The sequence below is a fragment of the Brachybacterium zhongshanense genome, assembly GCF_055385755.1.
Genome location: NZ_AP043790.1, coordinates 2,638,645 through 2,654,119 on the forward strand (window position 1 = coordinate 2,638,645; position 15,475 = coordinate 2,654,119).

Sequence of the window (15,475 nt, forward strand, 5' to 3'; positions counted from 1 at the left end):
GGGGAGAGATCCGTTCTGCGGTCGTTCCGGTGTGCCCACCCAGTCAATGCAACAGACGTTTCACATGTGTTTCGGCAGCGAATCGTCTCTGCGACGAAAGCACGGCCCGGCCGCGCGCAGGCCAGTCCCCTGGCCCTGCCCTGCTGGCGACGGGCGCGGGAGCGGGAGCGGCAGCACCCGTGAGCGGACAGCTCAGCCGACGACGAGCGCGGAGAGGCGCAGCAGAGCGATCTGGCGCAGCTGCTCCGCTCGTTCCGCCTGCTCCTGCTCGTCGTCGAGCTGGAGGCGCCGCTCGAGCTCGGCGAGCATCTCGGTCTGGGAGCGTCCCGCCGCACGGATGAGGAAGACGGTGCCGAAGCGGTCCTCGTAGCGCGCGTTCGCCTCGACCCAGGCGTCCGCGTCCTCGACCCCGGACTGCTCGGCGGCGGAGTGCGCGGTCTCGGCGGCGCTGAGCCCCTTCGCTCGCTCCCCGATCCTCGGATGGTGCGCGAGCGCCCCGAGGACCTCCTCGTCCGTCCAGTCGCGAGCGCTCCGGGAGGCCAGCTCCATGAGCTCCTCGAGGCGGGAGAACGGGCGGGCGTCGACCAGCCGTCGGATCCACGGGTCGATGGGTGCGCAGGCCCGCAGCCGGGCCGCGAGGACGCTCGCCCCGGCCGCGTTGAACGTGTCGAGGGTGAAGGTGCTCGGGATCGTCATCGCCGGTCCGCCCCCTCGAGCGCTGTCGCGAGATCCGCCGCGAGACGGATCAGCTCCAGGTCCCCTCCCGCCGGGCCGAGGAGCGTGACACCGGTCGGCAGTCCGTCGGCGGTGCTCAGCGGGATGGTCACGGCCGGCAGGCCCGACAGACCGGCGAGGCAGGTCAGACGCATGGTCCACTCGCGCTGCTGCTCGATGACGGGACCGCCCGCGGTCGCGTCCCGCAGCAGAGGGGCGACCGAGGAGGCGGCCGGCACCACGAGCACGCCGCCCTCCCGTCGGTGCTCCACCCCGCTGATCGCCTCGGCACGGACCTGCCTGGCCTGCTCCTCCTCGGCCGCGGTCACGGTCCGCGCGGTGCGGAAGCGGGAGGCGACGTCGGGGGCGAGATCATCCTCGTGCCGGGAGACCCATTCGCCGTGCGCGGCCCACGCCTCGCGCGCCTGGATGGTGCGGAAGGAGTGCACCCAGGCGGTGTGCGTGCTCTCGTCGATCGGGTCGGTCTCGACCACGGGGATCACGGCGGACCAGCGGTCCAGCGCATCCCGCACCGCCGCGGCGACGTCGTCGTCGACGAGGTCCAGCAGTCCCGGCAGGGTGCGCAGGCTCCGTCGGACCGTCTGCGACGTCTCCAGGGGAGGCGTCGCGGATGCCCCCAGGAGCACCTCGGCGGCGCGCTCGAGGAGTCCGGGCTCCCTCGTGAGCAGGCCGACCGTGTCGAAGCTCGGGGCGAGCGGCAGCACCCCCTCCCGGGGCACGGCGCCATGGGTGGTGCGCAGTCCCCACAGGCCCTGGTAGGCGGCGGGCACACGGATCGAGCCGCCGGTGTCGGTCCCGAGCCCGATGCTCGCATGCCCCATCGAGACCGCGGACGCGGAGCCCGAGGAGGACCCGCCGCTGATCCGGTGCGGAGCACGAGGGTTCGGCGGGGTCCCGTAGTGGGTGTTCGTGCCGGCGAGGCTGTAGGCGAGCTCGTCGGTCGCGGCGATGCCGACGACGGATGCCCCCGCCTCGAGCAGCGCCTGGACCGGGGCGGAGTGGCGGGACTGGATCTGCGCCTCCGCCAGCAGGGCCGGGCTGCCGCCCCCGATCCGCTGGCCGGCCACGGCGAGCACGTCCTTGACGGCGACGCCCTCGCCCGCGAGCGGCCGCAGATCGGTGTCGTCAGCCGACGGGACCGGGGCCGACGGGACCGGGGGCGCCGGGACCAGGGGTGCGCCGACGACGCGCCAGATCCGACGGTCGAACGCCGGAGGGGAGACGGCGACATGGGCGACGGCGACCTTCCAGCCGTCCTCGCCGCGCCGCCACACCTGGGTCTGCAGTCCGCGCCCGCCGCGCAGGAGCTCGGTGGTCGCGACGATCACGGCGTGGTCCTCCCCCAGCTCACGCACCTCGAGAGAGACGATGCGCCGCTTCGGGGCGCCCCCGCGCCCTCCGCGGAACGTGCTGATCGCTTCATGGCCGACGAGCAGGCCGGCGGCATCGCCGCGCAGCGTCTCGGGCCCCGGCGCGAAGAGGGCGTCGAGCGCGGGGAGGTCGTCGGCCATGAGGGCGGTCTCGTAGGCCCAGAAGGCATCGAGCAGGCCCGGCAGCTCAGCGCTCATCGTGCGACCCCTGCGAAGTCCTCGATCCGGATGCGGGCGTGGACGCCCTTGACCACGTCGACGACCTGCGAGATGTCGAAGTCGGTGGCGGCGCTGAGATAGGCGTAGGCGTGCTCGGCGTCCAGCCCCCAGCGGGCCTGGAGCAGCGCGATCGCTGCCCGCACGCAGTTCTGCACGGCCACGTCGAGATCCTCGTCCATCCCGGTGGGCACGAGATGCTCGGCGGTCTCGGCGAGCGGCCCCACCAGCTCGCCGAACTGCGTGATCGCCTCCTCGCGGGCGATGACGTCGAACCGGAGCCGGGTGCGCAGGCTCGCCTCCATCGCGGTGAGCGCGACCTCACCGTCGCCCTGGGCGAAGTGCGGGTCGCCGACGTACGCGAGCGCACCGTCGACCTGCACAGGGAGGTAGAGCGAGGAGCCGACGCCGAGCAGGTTGATGTCGATGTTGCCGCCGTGGGGACCGGGCGGCACCGAATGCGGACGCTCGCTCCCGGACACCGCGACGCCCATGATCCCGAGGAAGGGACGCAGCGGGAAGCGGATCGTCCGCTCCGAGCCGGCGGAGGGCGCCATGGTCCCCCGCAGCTCCCCGTCCCGCTCCTCGACACCGGCGAAGACGCTCACGGCGTCGGCGCCGCGCGGGAGCTCGCCGGGGAGGGCGCCGCGGCCGTGCCGGTTGGAGACGACGCCGTAGGGAACGCGGAGATCATGCGCGAGGACGGTGATCCTCAGCAGGTCGCCGGGACGGGCACCGGCCACGTGCACCGGGCCGGTCACCACGTGCGGGCCGTCGCGGCCCGGGTCCCGGTCGGCGCTGCCCGCGGCGAGGGCGACGGCGTCGGGGAGCACCTGCTCCGGTTCGACGCCGTGGGTGCCGAAGAAGCGACGCGGATCCCTGCCCTGGTCCTCGAGGATGCCCTCGTGGCTGACGGTGTCGATCACGGCCTCCGCCCCGGGCTCGAGGCGCAGCACAGGGGCGTCGGCCGCGCACGGCAGGCGGCCCCAGATGCTCGTGGCCTCCTCCACCGGGAGATAGGGGGCGCTGTCGGGCAGGTCCTCGCCCGGTCGCAGGATGTCCGTCCGCATGGTCCTCCTCAGGTCGTCGGTCACCCTAGGCCTGTGCTTTTACGTGCTTGTTACACGCCTGTGCCGTCCGGGTTTCGCCGACTCAGTAGCGTCCGGTCGCATGACCGGAACCCCTGTGCCCGCCTCCGCGGCGGCCTCCGCCCCCGCTGACCCCGCCGCCCCGACCGGCGCCGACTCGACAGGCGCCGTCCCGACGGATGCCGCTCCCAGCGGTGAAGGTCCGAGTTCTGCTGGACCGAGCGCTGGTGGACCGGAGCAGATGCATCTGCGTCTCATGCTCGCGCTCACCTTCGCGACCGGGATCGTCGACGCCATCGGGTACCTGGGGCTGGACCGCGTGTTCACGGCGAACATGACCGGCAATGTCGTCATCCTCGGCATGGCGCTCACCGGGGCCGACGATCTCCCCGTGGTGGGCCCGGTCCTCGCTCTGGCGGGGTTCGTGCTCGGCGCGGTGCTGGCCGGCCGACTGCTCGGCGGTCGCTCGAGCGAGTGGACCACGGTGAGCACGGGGCTCTTCGGCGGCGTGGGGCTGACCGTCATCGCGCTCGGGACGCTCCTGCTGCTGTGGTCGCAGGTGCCGCATGCGGTGCTGCTCGGGGTGACCGGGACGCTGGGGCTGGCGATGGGCGTGCAGGCGGCCGCGGCCCGCGCGATCGCGGTGAAGGACGTGACGACCGTGGTGATCACCTCGACGATCACGGGCCTGTCGATGGACTCGCGGCTCGCGGGCGGGTCCGGGACGCTGTGGCCGCGGCGCCTGCTCGCCGTCGTGATCATGCTCGTCGGCGCGGGCGTCGGCGCGCTGCTGCTGCGCCTCCATGCGGGCACGGGCCTGCTCGGGGCCGGTCTGATCTGCATCGTCGTCGCCCTCATCGGGCACCGGTCCTGCCGGGCCTGATCACCGGGCCGGCGGGCCGTGCCGAGGGGCCGAGGCCCGCTCAGCGCCCGATCGGAGCCGGGCGAGATCGTCGGCCGTATCCACGTCGCCGCCGTCGTCGAGGTCGGTGCAGTCCACGAGGTCGATCCGGTCGGCATGGCGGGCGAGCCAGTCGCGGGCTCCGCGGTCGCCGACGGCACCGGCCGCCGCGGCCGCGGCATCCGCGCGCTCGAGGATCACCGGATGCCCCCGCCGCAGCCCGTCCTGCGCTCCAGGACCGACACGGGCTCCGGGACTGACGCGGGCACAAGGGACGACAGGCGCTCCGGGGCCGACGGGCTCCCCGGGGCCGACGGGCTCCCCGGCAGGCCGACGATAGGCGGCGGCGGTGACCCGGCCCGGACGGTGCGCGTCGAGCAGTCGTCCGACGAGCGGAGCGGACAGCCCCGGCTGGTCGACGAGCGCCAGCATCAGGTGCCGGGACTCCCCCGCTCCCCCGACGCCCGCGCGCAGGGACGCGGCCATGCCGGTGCGCCACTCGGGGCAGTGGACGGTGCGGGCGCCGGCCGAGCGAGCAGCGGCCGCGACCTCCGCGGATCCGGCACCGGTGACGACGACGACCTCGCGGCAGCCGCCGGCGAGCAGCCGCCGGATGAGGACCGCGACGAGCGGCTCCCCGTCCAGCAGCAGGAGCGCCTTGGGGCCGCGGCCCAGCCGTCGGCCCTCGCCCGCGGCGAGCAGGACGGCCGTCGTCTCCGGCGCGGCGTCGGCCGTGCTGTCGGCCATGGCGTCGGCCTCGCGCCGGATCAGGCGCTCTTCAGCTCGGAGATCGCCACGTCGAACCGATAGCCGACGTTGCGCACCGTGTGGATCGCGGAGTCGATCCCCTCACCGAGCTTCGCGCGCAGACGCCGCACATGCACGTCCACGGTGCGCGTGCCGCCGAAGTAGTCGTAGCCCCAGACCTCCTGCAGCAGCTGGGAGCGGGTGAACACCCTGCCCGGATGCTGGACGAGGTACTTCAGCAGCTCGAACTCCTTGAAGGTCAGCTCGAGCGGCATCCCGTCGAGGGTCGCGGTGTAGCTCGACTCGTCGATGACGAGCCCGCCCGCGGTGATCAGCGCGGAGTCGAGATCGTCCTGCGGAGCGAAGCGGAGGGCGAGACGCAGCCGGGCGTCGACCTCGGCAGGTCCGGAGGTCGGCAGGAGATAGTCCGCTGCGCGCCATTCCTGGTTCGCGGCCGCGAGGCCCGACTCCGGGATCACGAGGACCAGGGGCAGCTGCAGCCGTGCCGCCTCCAGCCGGGTCGCCATGTGCGGGGCCCAGGTCAGATCCGCGGTCGCGTCGAACACGGCGACATCGCACTCGGGCGCATCCTGCAGCTCGGCGATGTCGGCGCCGCTGTAGTGCACGGTGTGCGGAAGGATCGCGAGGGCGCCGAGCGCGGGACGGCGGATCGCCGGTGCGGGCGCGGAGATGTGCAGGACTCGCAGTGCGGATGTCAGGGAACGGCTCACCGGGAGACCACCTTCGCAGTCGGGGACGGGGGCGAGGAACAGCACCCCGAGGTGCTCTCACCTCACCGCAGCGCCCGTGTCAGGGACATGTCGGGAAGGTGTCGAGACCAATTCGAGACCGTTGCGCCTGTCGATCGAACGATCGCGGACCGCGGAGGCTGCCGCTCGCGCATCGCCGCGACCATCACCCATCCCGCGGGCCGGCTGCTCGCTCCCCGGGCGGGAGGCTCAGACCGCGGGTCCGCCCCTCACTCCACGGGCCCGCCGCGCTGGGCGAGCTTCTCGCGGAAGCCGCGCACGGCGCGCCCCAGCCCCGTGGCGGTGTCCTCCTCCTCGGGGATCTCCACGTAGTCGACGATGGCGCGCATGGTCGCCACGTCGATGCTGTGCATCCCACCTTCGAGGAGGAAGGCGACCCGCTGGCCGATGAGCGTCTCGTAGGCGAGAGCCTCGTCGGCCCCGCGCTCGACGCGAGCCCTCTCGAGGCGCTCTCGCAGCAGGCGCGCGGCGACGGTCGAGGCCCGGAACGGCTCAGGGCACCCGGCGATGTCGATGTCTTCCACAGTGGAGTCCCAACGTGTCGAGGATCGGCGCGCAGTGCGGATGCGCGCCGGGCCGGGCGGCTGCGACCGGCCTCTCAGCACAGTACCGGGATCCCCTGGACAGCGGAGGGACCGCAGTGGCAGGCGAACGGCCGACGACGGGTGCCGCGGAATCCCTGCTACGCCCGTCGTCGGCCGACGGATCGGACATCAGACGCTCATGACGTCAGATGCCCATGACCTCAGACGCTCATGACCTCAGCGGCCGCGCCCGTCCGGGCGCTCTCGTAGGCGGCGAGGATGATGCCGAGCACGGCGATGCCCTCCTCCTCGGTGTTGATCGGGCGCCGCCCGGTCTCGAGGCAGGTCACGAAGTCGGCGATCTCCGCGGCGAACGTGTCGACGGGCTCGGCGGCGTGCACTCGGCGCCGGGGGCCGCTTCGTCGATCACCCGATCGTGCCCCGGGACGCCTGGCTCGAGGGCCTGGTCAACGCCGTCGTCCACCGCAGCTACTCGATGGCAGGCGACCACATCCGCGTGAGCATCCACCCGTCGCGGATCGAGATCGAGAGTCCCGGCCGCTTCCCCGGGCTCGCAGACCCCACGACCCCTCCGGACATCTCGCGGTACGCGCGCAATCCGCGGATCGCCCGCGTCTGCTCCGACCTCGGGATCACTCAGGAGCGCGGGGAAGGGATCCGACGGATCTTCGAGGAGATGCGGCTCGACGGCCTCGCGGATCCGGAGTACCACCAGACCAGCGGCAGCGTCCGGCTGACCCTCACATCGTCGAGCCGGCTGACCTCTGAGCAGGAGGATCTCCTCCTTCAGGGAGCGGAGGAGATCCTCGCCGTGCTCAGACGGCTCGGCGCACCTCTCGGCACCGGCGATCTCGTCGAGGCGACCGGGCGCTCCCGCCCTTGGGTGCGCGCGGTCCTCGAGGAGCTCCGGGCCCTGGGCATCGTCCGCTGGGACGGCCGCTCGTCGAAGGACCCTCGGGCCACCTGGTCACTCATGCAGTGACACGGGAAGCTGCTCGAAGCTGCTCGAAGCTACCTCAAAAAATTTAGAGCAGCTTCGAGTCCTCGATGAGCTCGCGGCCGTCGGAGCGCACGGTGACGTCCATCTGTGCGAGGGCATCCAGCCAGCTGCGCGGCCCGACCATCGAGCAGCGGATCGCAGCGGCCTGCGCGGCGATGCCGAGGCGCCTCTCGATCCCGGCCCCTCCGGCGAGCGCATACGCGTACGCGCCATGGAAGACGTCCCCCGCGCCGAGGGTGTCCACGGCCTGCACCGTCGGAACGGTGACCGCTCCGCTCCTCACGGCCGGAGCACCGCAGCCGCCAGCATCCGCCCCCTCGTCGGACGCCGCCCCGCCGTCGGCCCCGGCCGCCCACCAGTGCACCGGGCCGGGCCCGGCGGTCGTCGCGACCACCCGTGCGCCCCGGCGCAGAGCCTCCGCCGCGGACTCCTCGGCGGTCCCCGTGCCGGGGAGGCGGAAGCCCTGCGAGGTGACCGCATCGGTGACGGTGCCGACGAGCTCCTCCATCACCGGCTTCCAGCGTCCTGCATCGAGGACGATCGGGAGCCGCGCCGTGCGAGCCGCTGCGAGCACCGTGCGCGCGAGCTGAGGATGGTGACCGTCGAGGAGGACGACGTCGGCCCCATCGAGCACGTGGGCGATCTGCTCCGGATCCGGTGCGGGGACCTCGAGTCCGGCGGCGTCTCCGCCGACGACGGAGCGCTCCCCCGTCGCCTCGAGCACCGCCACGGAGGAGACCGGAGCAGCATCATGCAGGTCAGGCGCCATGTCGTGGACCTCGACGCCGCAGGAGGCGAGCTCGTCGGCGATGGTCCGGGCGATGGTGCCGCTCCCGAGGGCGGTCAGCAGGACCGCCTCGCCTCCGAGCGCGGCGAAGGCGACGGCCGCGTTCGCGGCGGGCCCTCCGGCGGCGACGAACTGCGCGCGGGCGGTGACCTTCTCATCCGCCCCCGGGGGCGCATCGATGCGATGGATGACGTCCAGGGTGGCGAGACCGGCGAACACGCCCCGGGGTCGTCCGCTCGGCTGCGGACCCGACGGCGCATGCAGAACCGGCGGCGGATGCGGACCCGACGGCGGATGCGGAGCGTCGGACCGGGTCATGCGGCCGGGCCCTGGTACTGCTCCGAGAGCATCTGGAGCACCGTTCCCATGGCGGCCCACAGCGCCGGTCCGCCCTCGAAGGAGTCGGTCACCCCGTCCTCGGACGCCGTGCGCGCCAGAAGGCCATAGCGGGAGAGCCGCAGAAGATCCTCGCGGACGTCCAGGAACCGGTGCCAGTCCTCCTCGCCCTCGTCGACGTCCTCCTCCACGACGGAGCTTGACCGGGGCAGGACCAGGCCCTCCGCGCAGGACGCGTGCAGCAGCGCCATGACGGTGTCGGATCCTCCCAGCAGCTGCTGGTCCTCACCGGCGCCGTCCTCACCGAGCAGCAGACCCGCCACCAGCATCACGATCAGGCCGATGCCGAACTGTCTGAAGGCCGTCGGATCGGTCTCAGCCCTGTCCCATCCGTCCAGCGGGCTGTCCCCGAGGCGGGCGCGCGTGGAGGTGAGCTCGACCCATCCGCCGCCGACGAGCACCCGCCACACCCCCTCCATCTCCGGCACGCCCCACAGGGAGAGGTTCCCGCCCGTCGGCGGCTCGATCCCCCACTGCTCGAGCAGGGCGAGCACGTCGGCCCTCCGGAGGGCACCGGTGGACGTGACCGGTCGGCCCTCGCCCACCAGCTCGAGCATGGAGATCGCCCTGGTCACGAGGGGCATGTCGAGCAGCATCGGCGCGAGCACCCTCGAGGAGCCGGACGGATCGTCGAGCGCCTGCATCGTCTGCGGGTCCCAGCCGGGGCGCGAGAGGTCCCGGTCCGACGGCAGGAACCACGGCCAGTCGCGCCGGTCGTCGTCGGCCCCGGAGCCGACCTCGTCATACTGCATCTCGTCCTGCATCGGGTCCGGGAAGAAGGCCGAGCCGCGCCCCGGTCCTCCGCCGAACGCGGATCCCGCGGGCCCCGACGCAGGCCGTGATGACCGCCGTCCCGGGACGAAGGGCGATCCGGGCTCGCGAAGCGTGCCGGTGTCGGTGAGCTCATGCCGCTCAGCATCGGTGAGCTCGGTGTTGTACCAGGTCATGAAGTCCTCGAGCGCCGCGGGATCGTCGAGCTCGAGCCCCTGCTCCTGTGCGTAGCTCAGGATGTTGCCCGAGAACGAGCGGCGACCGGGATCGTCGACGGCCTCGACGACGTCGAACTCGAGCTCCTCGAGCCGCCGCAGCGCATCGCTCAGCGGGATGCTGTCGCGGCTCCAGCGACCGCGGTCCGCGAGGAACAGGAAGTAGTCGCGCAGCGCGGGCGTCATGTCCATCGCCTGCTCCCGAGGCTGGACCACCTTGCGGGGCACCACCTGGGTGAGCAGCACGTCGATCAGCTCCTCGTCCCAGTACGTCGGGTCGGGGCTGCCCAGCTGCGAGGCCGTCAGCTCGAGGAGCATCTCCAGGAGGGAGGTCTCCGCCTCGGCATCCTGCGCGGAGAGCGCCAGCCCGCGCCACTGGTGGAACTGGGTGAGCAGGAGAGATCGTTCGCGCTCGGAGCGCCGGGGCGACAGCGGTGCGCCCTGCGTCGGCGCCTGGCGTCGGGGCTTCGGGGATCCGCGGCGCTTCTTCTTCGGCATGGTCCCATGGTCGCAGGTCCGTGGGAGGGGTGCGGAGCTGCACCTGGCGCCGGCCATGGCATCGGCCGCCGCAACGGTCCCGGCACCGCTCCCAGCGGCGGCCCCGGACCGCAGCGCTCAGGGAAGACGGGGGACCGCGGCGAGCAGCCGGCGCGTATAGGGCGCCTGCGGCGCCGTGAGCACCTGGCGCGTGGGGCCAAACTCGACGATCCTGCCGTCGTGCAGGATCACCGTCTCCTCGCACAGCCTCCCGACGATCGCGATGTCGTGGCTGACCATCACGAGCGTCATCCCCATCTCGGACTTGAGGCGGGCGAGCAGCGCGATGATCTGGGCGCGCACGGAGACGTCGAGGGCGCTCACGGGCTCGTCGGCGACGAGCACCTGCGGGCGCGGGGCGAGCGCCCGAGCGATCGAGATGCGCTGGCGCTGCCCGCCGGAGAACTCCCCGGGGTAGCGCGCCGCCATCTCGGGCTCGAGGCCGACGGCGTCGAGCAGCTCGGCGACCCGGGCGTCGCGGTCCCCGGGGATGCGGAGCGAGTCCAGGGGCTCGCGCAGGATCCGGCCGACGGTCATCCGCGGGTCGAGGGAGGAGCGCGGGTCCTGGGAGACCAGCTGCACGGCGCTGCGGAAGTCGCGCATGCGACCGGGCCGAGCACGCTGCAGGGGCGCGCCGCGGAACTCGACGCTCCCGGAGGTCGGCGAGGACAGCCCCATCAGCAGGGAGAGGATCGTGGACTTCCCGGCGCCGGACTCGCCGACGATCCCGAGGCTCGTCCCTGCGCGAACCTCGAGATCGATGCCGTGGAGGACCGGTGTCGCGCGCGGCCCGCGTCCGAAGGTCCTGTGCACCTGGCGCAGGGCCAGCAGCGTGTCGCCGGCACGGGCGCTGTCACCGGCGTGGGCGCTGTCGCCGGAGCCGGCGTCGGCGTCGGCGTCGGCGTCGGACGGAAGGGCGTCAGACGGAAGGGTGCTCATCGGTCCTCCTCCTCGGGATCGGGCAGCGCGGTGACGGCGCGGGCGGCGGTGATGAGGCTCCGGGCGTAGTCGCTGGAGGGCTCGGTCAGCAGACGGTCGGCAGGGCCGCTCTCGATCACCCGACCGTCGCGCATGACCACGAGATCGTCGGCGACACGTGCGACCACGGGCAGGTCGTGGGAGATGAACACGAGTGTCGTGCCGGTGCGCTCGATGAGACCGGTGAGCAGGTCGAGGATCTCGTCCTGCAGGGTGACGTCGAGGGCGGTGGTGGGCTCGTCGGCGATCAGCAGCTCGGGCTCGCAGGCGAGCGCCATCGCGAGCGCGACCCGCTGGCGCTGGCCGCCGGAGAGCTCCCACGGGTAGGAGCGCAGGATGCGCTCGTGCTCCCGCAGGGCGACCATGTCGAGCAGCTCCACGACCCGCTCCCGTGCCGCGGCCCCGCGCAGCGGGGTGTGCAGGCGCAGCGGACCCTCGATCTGCTTCCCGACGCTCATCAGGGGATCCAGGGCCGTCAACGGCTCCTGGAACACCATGGCGATGCGGCGACCGCGGATCGCGCGCAGGGACTTCTCCGGCAGACCCAGCAGCTCCTCGCCGTCGAGCCGCACCGATCCGCTCGCGCGCATCCCGTCGGGCAGGAGCCCCAGGACCGCCTGCGCGGTCAGCGACTTCCCCGAACCGGACTCGCCGATCACGCCGATCCGGCCGCCGGTGGGCACGCTCCATCCGACCCCGTCCAGCAGCAGCCGCCCGGAGGACGTGCGCACCTCGAGATCCTCGATCTCCAGGCTCATCGGGCCCTCCTCAGCTCGGGGTCGAAGGTCTCGCGCAGCCCATCGCCCAGCAGGTTCAGGCCGAGCACGGTCCAGGCGATCGCGAGACCGGGCGCGATCGCCGCGAGCGGCTGGGAGGTGACCGTCGACTGCGCCTCCAGGAGCATCCGCCCCCAGCTGGGCGCGGGCGGCGGCGGGCCGAGACCGAGATAGGACAGGGACGCCTCGGCGAGGATCGCGCTGCCTCCCAGGAGCATCATCTGGACGATGAGGGTGGGGGCGACGTTGGGGATCAGGTGGAGACGGATGATCCCGCCCCAGCCGGTGCCGGAGACGATGGAGGCCGTCACGTACTCCTCGCGCAGCACCCGCGCGGTGTTCACCCGGGTGATGCGGGCGATCACCGCGGAGCCGGCGATGCCGATCGCGAGGATCGCCGAGCTGAGCGAGGCGCCCCGGACGGTGACCACGAGCATGGCCAGCAGCAGGGTGGGGAAGGCGATGAGCACGTCGATGAGCGAGGCGAGGATCGTGTCGACGACGCGGAACGAGGCGGCGGCGGCCACGCCGACGACGGTCCCGAGCACCGTCGCGATCGCGACCGAGCTGACGGCGACCAGCAGCGCGGAGCGGGCGGCGGCCATGAACTGGGTGAGCACGTCGCGGCCCAGCCGGTCGGTGCCGAGCCAGAAGTCGGCCGACGGCCCCGCCAGACGCTCCCCGGAGCCGACCTCCCCCAGGGAGTACGGCGTCCAGAGGACGGACAGCAGCGCCAGCAGCGCGGTGAGGCCGACGAGCACTGCTCCGACGACGAGGGAGGCCGATACGGGCCCGCGGGCGCGCTCGCGCGGTCCGTCGGAGCGGCGCCCGTCGGTCCGGACCGATGCGGGGGCGGCGCTCATCCGCGTCCCCCTCTCGCCCGGGCGGACCGGAGCCGCGGATCGATCGCCCGCTGCAGCAGGTCCACGAGCGTGTTGGTCAGCAGCACCACCGCCGTCAGCAGCACCACGAGGTTCTGCACGATCGGCAGGTCCCGCGCGGTGACCGAGCTGAGCAGGAGCGTCCCCAGGCCCGGCAGGGCGAACACGTTCTCCACGACCACGGCGCCCAGCAGGGACGTCGCCAGCTCTATCCCCAGGATCGCGACGACCGGCACGGCGGCGTGCCGCAGCCCGTGGCGCATCAGCGCCGCCGGCAGCGAATATCCGAGCGATCGGGCGGTGCGCAGATGGTCCGAGTCCAGGACGTCGATCACGGCCGAGCGGATGTAGCGGATCATCACCGAGCTCATCGCGATCGCGATGGTGACCGCCGGGAGCACGAGGGCGCGCGCGGCGGCGACGGGATCGGACCATCCCTGCCGGGGGAACCCTCCCGAGGGCAGCTCTCCGGCTTCGAGCGCGAACACCCAGATCAGGATCACGCCCACCCAGAAGATCGGCACCGCCACCCCGATCTGCGACAGGGCGGACACCGCCAGGCCCAGCGGGGAGCGGCGGCGCACGGCGGCGAGGGTGCCCAGGGGGAACGAGATCAGCACGGACAGCACGAAGGCCGAGACCGACAGCGGCACCGTGATCGTCAGCCGGCGCGCGATCAGCTCGCCGAAGCTCGTGCCGGAGACGAAGCTCGTGGTGGTGCCGGTGAGGAACTCCCCGAGCCATTGCACGTACTGGACCGGGAGCGGCTGGTCGGTGCCGAGCTCGCTGCGCAGCTGCTCGAGCTGCTCGTCGGTGGTGCCGGCGCCCAGCAGGGCGCCGGCCGGGTCGCCGGGCAGCACACGGAGCACGAGGAACACGATGACGGAGGTCAGCCAGAGCGCCACGAGCGGCAGCAGCACGCGGGTCAGCAGGAACTCGAGCGTTCCCGTCGCCCGCCCGGCACCGCGCGCCAGCACCGCCGACGGCATCTCCCCGGACACCGCGTCGGCCTCCGCGGCCGTTCCCGCGGGACCGGCCCCGGGTCCGGTCACAGGACCGGTCGCGGGGCCGGTCGGGGCGGGGCTCACGCGTCCTCGCGCACGATGTTCGCCACGTAGAAGGGCTCGGCGTTCTTGTCGGGCGAGAACCCGGTGACACCGGCGGCGGCGATGCGGATCTGCGGGGTGAGGAACAGCCATGCCGAGGGCGCCTCCTCGGCGAGGATCGCGGACAGCGCGCGGATGTCCTCCGTCTGCTCGTCCTCGGAGGCGGCCTCCTCGGCGGAGACGGCGAGCGCCTGCACCTCGGCGTTGTCGTACTGCCAGTAGAAGTCCGGGTTCGCGTACCACAGCACGTCGCGCGGGTTGTTGTGGTTCATGAGCGTGGTCTCGTACTGCTTCTCGGTGTAGACCCGCTCGTACCAGGTGGAGTCGTCGATCGCGTCGAGCTCGACGCTCACCCCGATCGCCTCGAGGTTCGAGGCGATCTGCTGCACGATGATCTCCTCCGTGGAGCCGGCCACATAGGTCAGCGCGAAGCTGAGGCCGCTCTGCCCGGCCTCCTCCAGCAGCGCGGTCGCCGCGTCCGGATCGTAGGCGTGGATCTCCGCGAACGACGCGTCGTACCAGGGCTCGGAGACCGGCGGCATCGAGCCGATGACGGTGCCCATGTCGCCCCAGGCGGCGCGCAGGATGGCCTCGCGGTCGATCGCCGTGTACAGCGCCTGGCGCACGCGCACATCGGTGAACGGCTCGACCTGGTTGTTGAAGGTCCACACCCACTTCTGGATGGAGTCGCCCTCCGTGATCGTGTACTGCGACTCGTCCTCGAACTGGGAGAGCTGGTCGGGGCTCTGCTGCTGGATCACGAGGTCGAGCTCGCCCGTGAGCAGGGCGTTGTTCATCGCGGTCTCGTCGGCGAAGAAGCGGAAGGTGACCCCGGGGTTCTTCGCGGCCTCGCCCCAGTAGTCGTCGTTGCGCACGAGGGTGAGGTGATCGCCCTGCACCCACTCCTCCAGACGGTAGGGGCCGGTGCCGTTGTCGGACGTGTTCTCGGTGTCGCCGTCGCGCACGATGGTGACCGAGGCCAGGAAGAAGCGCAGGGAGGCGCTGCGGTGATCGAGCGTCAGCACCAGCGTGGAGTCGTCGGCCGCATCGATCCCGGTGATCACGCGCAGGTCCGAGGCCCGAGCGGACTTGGACTCCGGGGCGATGGCCTGCTCGATCGACCAGGCGGCGTCCGCCGCGGTCAGGGGCGAGCCGTCGTGGAAGGTCACCCCGTCGCGCAGGGTGATCGTCACGGTCAGTCCGTCGTCGGAGACCTCGATGGACTCCGCGAGCACATCGATCACCTCGCCGGACTCGTCCACCGCCGTGAGCCCCTCGTACACGTTGCGGGAGGTCGTCTCCGAGATGCCGGACGATCCTCCGATGTTGCGCTGCATGCTCGTCGGCTCGTTGGTAGTGCCGATGACGATCTCGTCGGCCGAGGAGCCTCCGTCGCCGTCGCCGCCGGTGCAGGCGGCCAGCGTCAGGGCGGCCAGCGGGCCGGCGCTCAGCAGCAGGGTGCGACGGTTCATGGGGATCCGGGGGAAGGAGGTCATAGCGGGGTTCCAGACGACGAGGGCGGAAGGGAGTCCGGCGCGGTGATCTCGTGAGCTCGATGTCGCGGGGACAGCTCCGGGGAGGCGGTGCCGAGCGCATCGCGGCAGGAGCGGTGCCATCGGGGCCATGCCGCCTGTGCGGCGCGACGGGGACACGTCG

16 protein-coding genes are annotated in these 15,475 nt (G+C 72.6%); 2 read left to right on the forward strand and 14 right to left on the reverse strand.

Annotated elements, in window-relative coordinates; all coding sequences use genetic code 11:
* Nucleotides 1-192: 192 nt before the first annotated feature.
* Genes uraD through ACZ5AJ_RS11830 form a run of 3 tightly spaced genes read right to left on the reverse strand, consistent with a single transcriptional unit; the run spans nucleotide 193 to nucleotide 3,391 of the window.
* Entirely contained in the window at nucleotides 193-696 is a 504-nt protein-coding gene (uraD, locus tag ACZ5AJ_RS11820) for a 2-oxo-4-hydroxy-4-carboxy-5-ureidoimidazoline decarboxylase (protein ID WP_464134841.1), read from the reverse strand.
* On the reverse strand, nucleotides 693-2,303 hold the full coding sequence (locus ACZ5AJ_RS11825; protein WP_464134844.1) for an amidase: 1,611 nt from the start codon (nucleotides 2,301-2,303) through the stop codon (nucleotides 693-695). The genes uraD and ACZ5AJ_RS11825 overlap by 4 nt, the downstream gene beginning before the upstream one ends.
* Nucleotides 2,300-3,391 (reverse strand): acetamidase/formamidase family protein, encoded by a 1,092-nt coding sequence (locus ACZ5AJ_RS11830; RefSeq protein WP_464134847.1) that lies wholly within the window; start codon nucleotides 3,389-3,391, stop codon nucleotides 2,300-2,302. Before ACZ5AJ_RS11830 ends, ACZ5AJ_RS11825 begins: the two co-directional genes overlap by 4 nt.
* Before the next feature lie 259 nt (nucleotides 3,392-3,650).
* On the opposite strand from ACZ5AJ_RS11830, the gene ACZ5AJ_RS11835 reads away from it, so the two are divergent.
* A complete protein-coding gene (locus ACZ5AJ_RS11835) occupies nucleotides 3,651-4,292 on the forward strand; it encodes a YoaK family protein (RefSeq protein ID WP_464134852.1) in 642 nt (213 codons plus the stop codon).
* Here ACZ5AJ_RS11835 and ACZ5AJ_RS11840 read toward each other — a convergent pair whose 3' ends face one another.
* From ACZ5AJ_RS11840 to ACZ5AJ_RS11855, 4 genes are all read right to left on the reverse strand, one after another.
* Entirely contained in the window at nucleotides 4,293-5,057 is a 765-nt protein-coding gene (locus ACZ5AJ_RS11840) for a nucleotidyltransferase family protein (protein WP_464134855.1), read from the reverse strand.
* 20 nt (nucleotides 5,058-5,077) lie between these two features.
* Complete coding sequence (locus tag ACZ5AJ_RS11845) at nucleotides 5,078-5,788, reverse strand: winged helix-turn-helix domain-containing protein (RefSeq protein ID WP_464134857.1); 711 nt, start codon at nucleotides 5,786-5,788, stop codon at nucleotides 5,078-5,080.
* 248 nt (nucleotides 5,789-6,036) lie between these two features.
* Nucleotides 6,037-6,351: a hypothetical protein gene (locus ACZ5AJ_RS11850; RefSeq protein WP_464134861.1), complete on the reverse strand. Its 315-nt coding sequence runs from the start codon at nucleotides 6,349-6,351 to the stop codon at nucleotides 6,037-6,039.
* A gap of 221 nt (nucleotides 6,352-6,572) precedes the next feature.
* The gene (locus tag ACZ5AJ_RS11855; RefSeq protein WP_464134863.1) at nucleotides 6,573-6,752 is read right to left on the reverse strand and encodes a hypothetical protein; all 180 of its coding nucleotides are present in this window, start codon (nucleotides 6,750-6,752) and stop codon (nucleotides 6,573-6,575) included.
* 35 nt (nucleotides 6,753-6,787) lie between these two features.
* Here ACZ5AJ_RS11855 and ACZ5AJ_RS11860 point away from each other — a divergent pair, with 35 nt between their 5' ends.
* The gene (locus ACZ5AJ_RS11860) at nucleotides 6,788-7,354 is read left to right on the forward strand and encodes an ATP-binding protein (protein WP_464134867.1); all 567 of its coding nucleotides are present in this window, start codon (nucleotides 6,788-6,790) and stop codon (nucleotides 7,352-7,354) included.
* A 43-nt stretch (nucleotides 7,355-7,397) separates the two neighbouring features.
* Here the strand turns inward: ACZ5AJ_RS11860 and ACZ5AJ_RS11865 are convergent, their stop codons facing one another.
* From ACZ5AJ_RS11865 to ACZ5AJ_RS11895, 7 genes are all read right to left on the reverse strand, one after another.
* Nucleotides 7,398-8,378: a PfkB family carbohydrate kinase gene (locus ACZ5AJ_RS11865; protein ID WP_464134869.1), complete on the reverse strand. Its 981-nt coding sequence runs from the start codon at nucleotides 8,376-8,378 to the stop codon at nucleotides 7,398-7,400.
* 95 nt (nucleotides 8,379-8,473) lie between these two features.
* Complete coding sequence (locus ACZ5AJ_RS11870; RefSeq protein WP_464134872.1) at nucleotides 8,474-10,039, reverse strand: hypothetical protein; 1,566 nt, start codon at nucleotides 10,037-10,039, stop codon at nucleotides 8,474-8,476.
* A 117-nt stretch (nucleotides 10,040-10,156) separates the two neighbouring features.
* Nucleotides 10,157-11,017, reverse strand: coding sequence for an ABC transporter ATP-binding protein (locus tag ACZ5AJ_RS11875; protein WP_464134874.1), 861 nt, complete (start codon nucleotides 11,015-11,017; stop codon nucleotides 10,157-10,159).
* Entirely contained in the window at nucleotides 11,014-11,814 is an 801-nt protein-coding gene (locus ACZ5AJ_RS11880; protein WP_464134877.1) for an ATP-binding cassette domain-containing protein, read from the reverse strand. Before ACZ5AJ_RS11880 ends, ACZ5AJ_RS11875 begins: the two co-directional genes overlap by 4 nt.
* Nucleotides 11,811-12,695, reverse strand: coding sequence for an ABC transporter permease (locus ACZ5AJ_RS11885; RefSeq protein WP_464134880.1), 885 nt, complete (start codon nucleotides 12,693-12,695; stop codon nucleotides 11,811-11,813). Before ACZ5AJ_RS11885 ends, ACZ5AJ_RS11880 begins: the two co-directional genes overlap by 4 nt.
* Entirely contained in the window at nucleotides 12,692-13,801 is a 1,110-nt protein-coding gene (locus ACZ5AJ_RS11890) for an ABC transporter permease (protein WP_464134885.1), read from the reverse strand. The genes ACZ5AJ_RS11885 and ACZ5AJ_RS11890 overlap by 4 nt, the downstream gene beginning before the upstream one ends.
* Nucleotides 13,798-15,315: an ABC transporter substrate-binding protein gene (locus tag ACZ5AJ_RS11895; protein WP_464134888.1), complete on the reverse strand. Its 1,518-nt coding sequence runs from the start codon at nucleotides 15,313-15,315 to the stop codon at nucleotides 13,798-13,800. Before ACZ5AJ_RS11895 ends, ACZ5AJ_RS11890 begins: the two co-directional genes overlap by 4 nt.
* Nucleotides 15,316-15,475 lie beyond the last annotated feature (160 nt).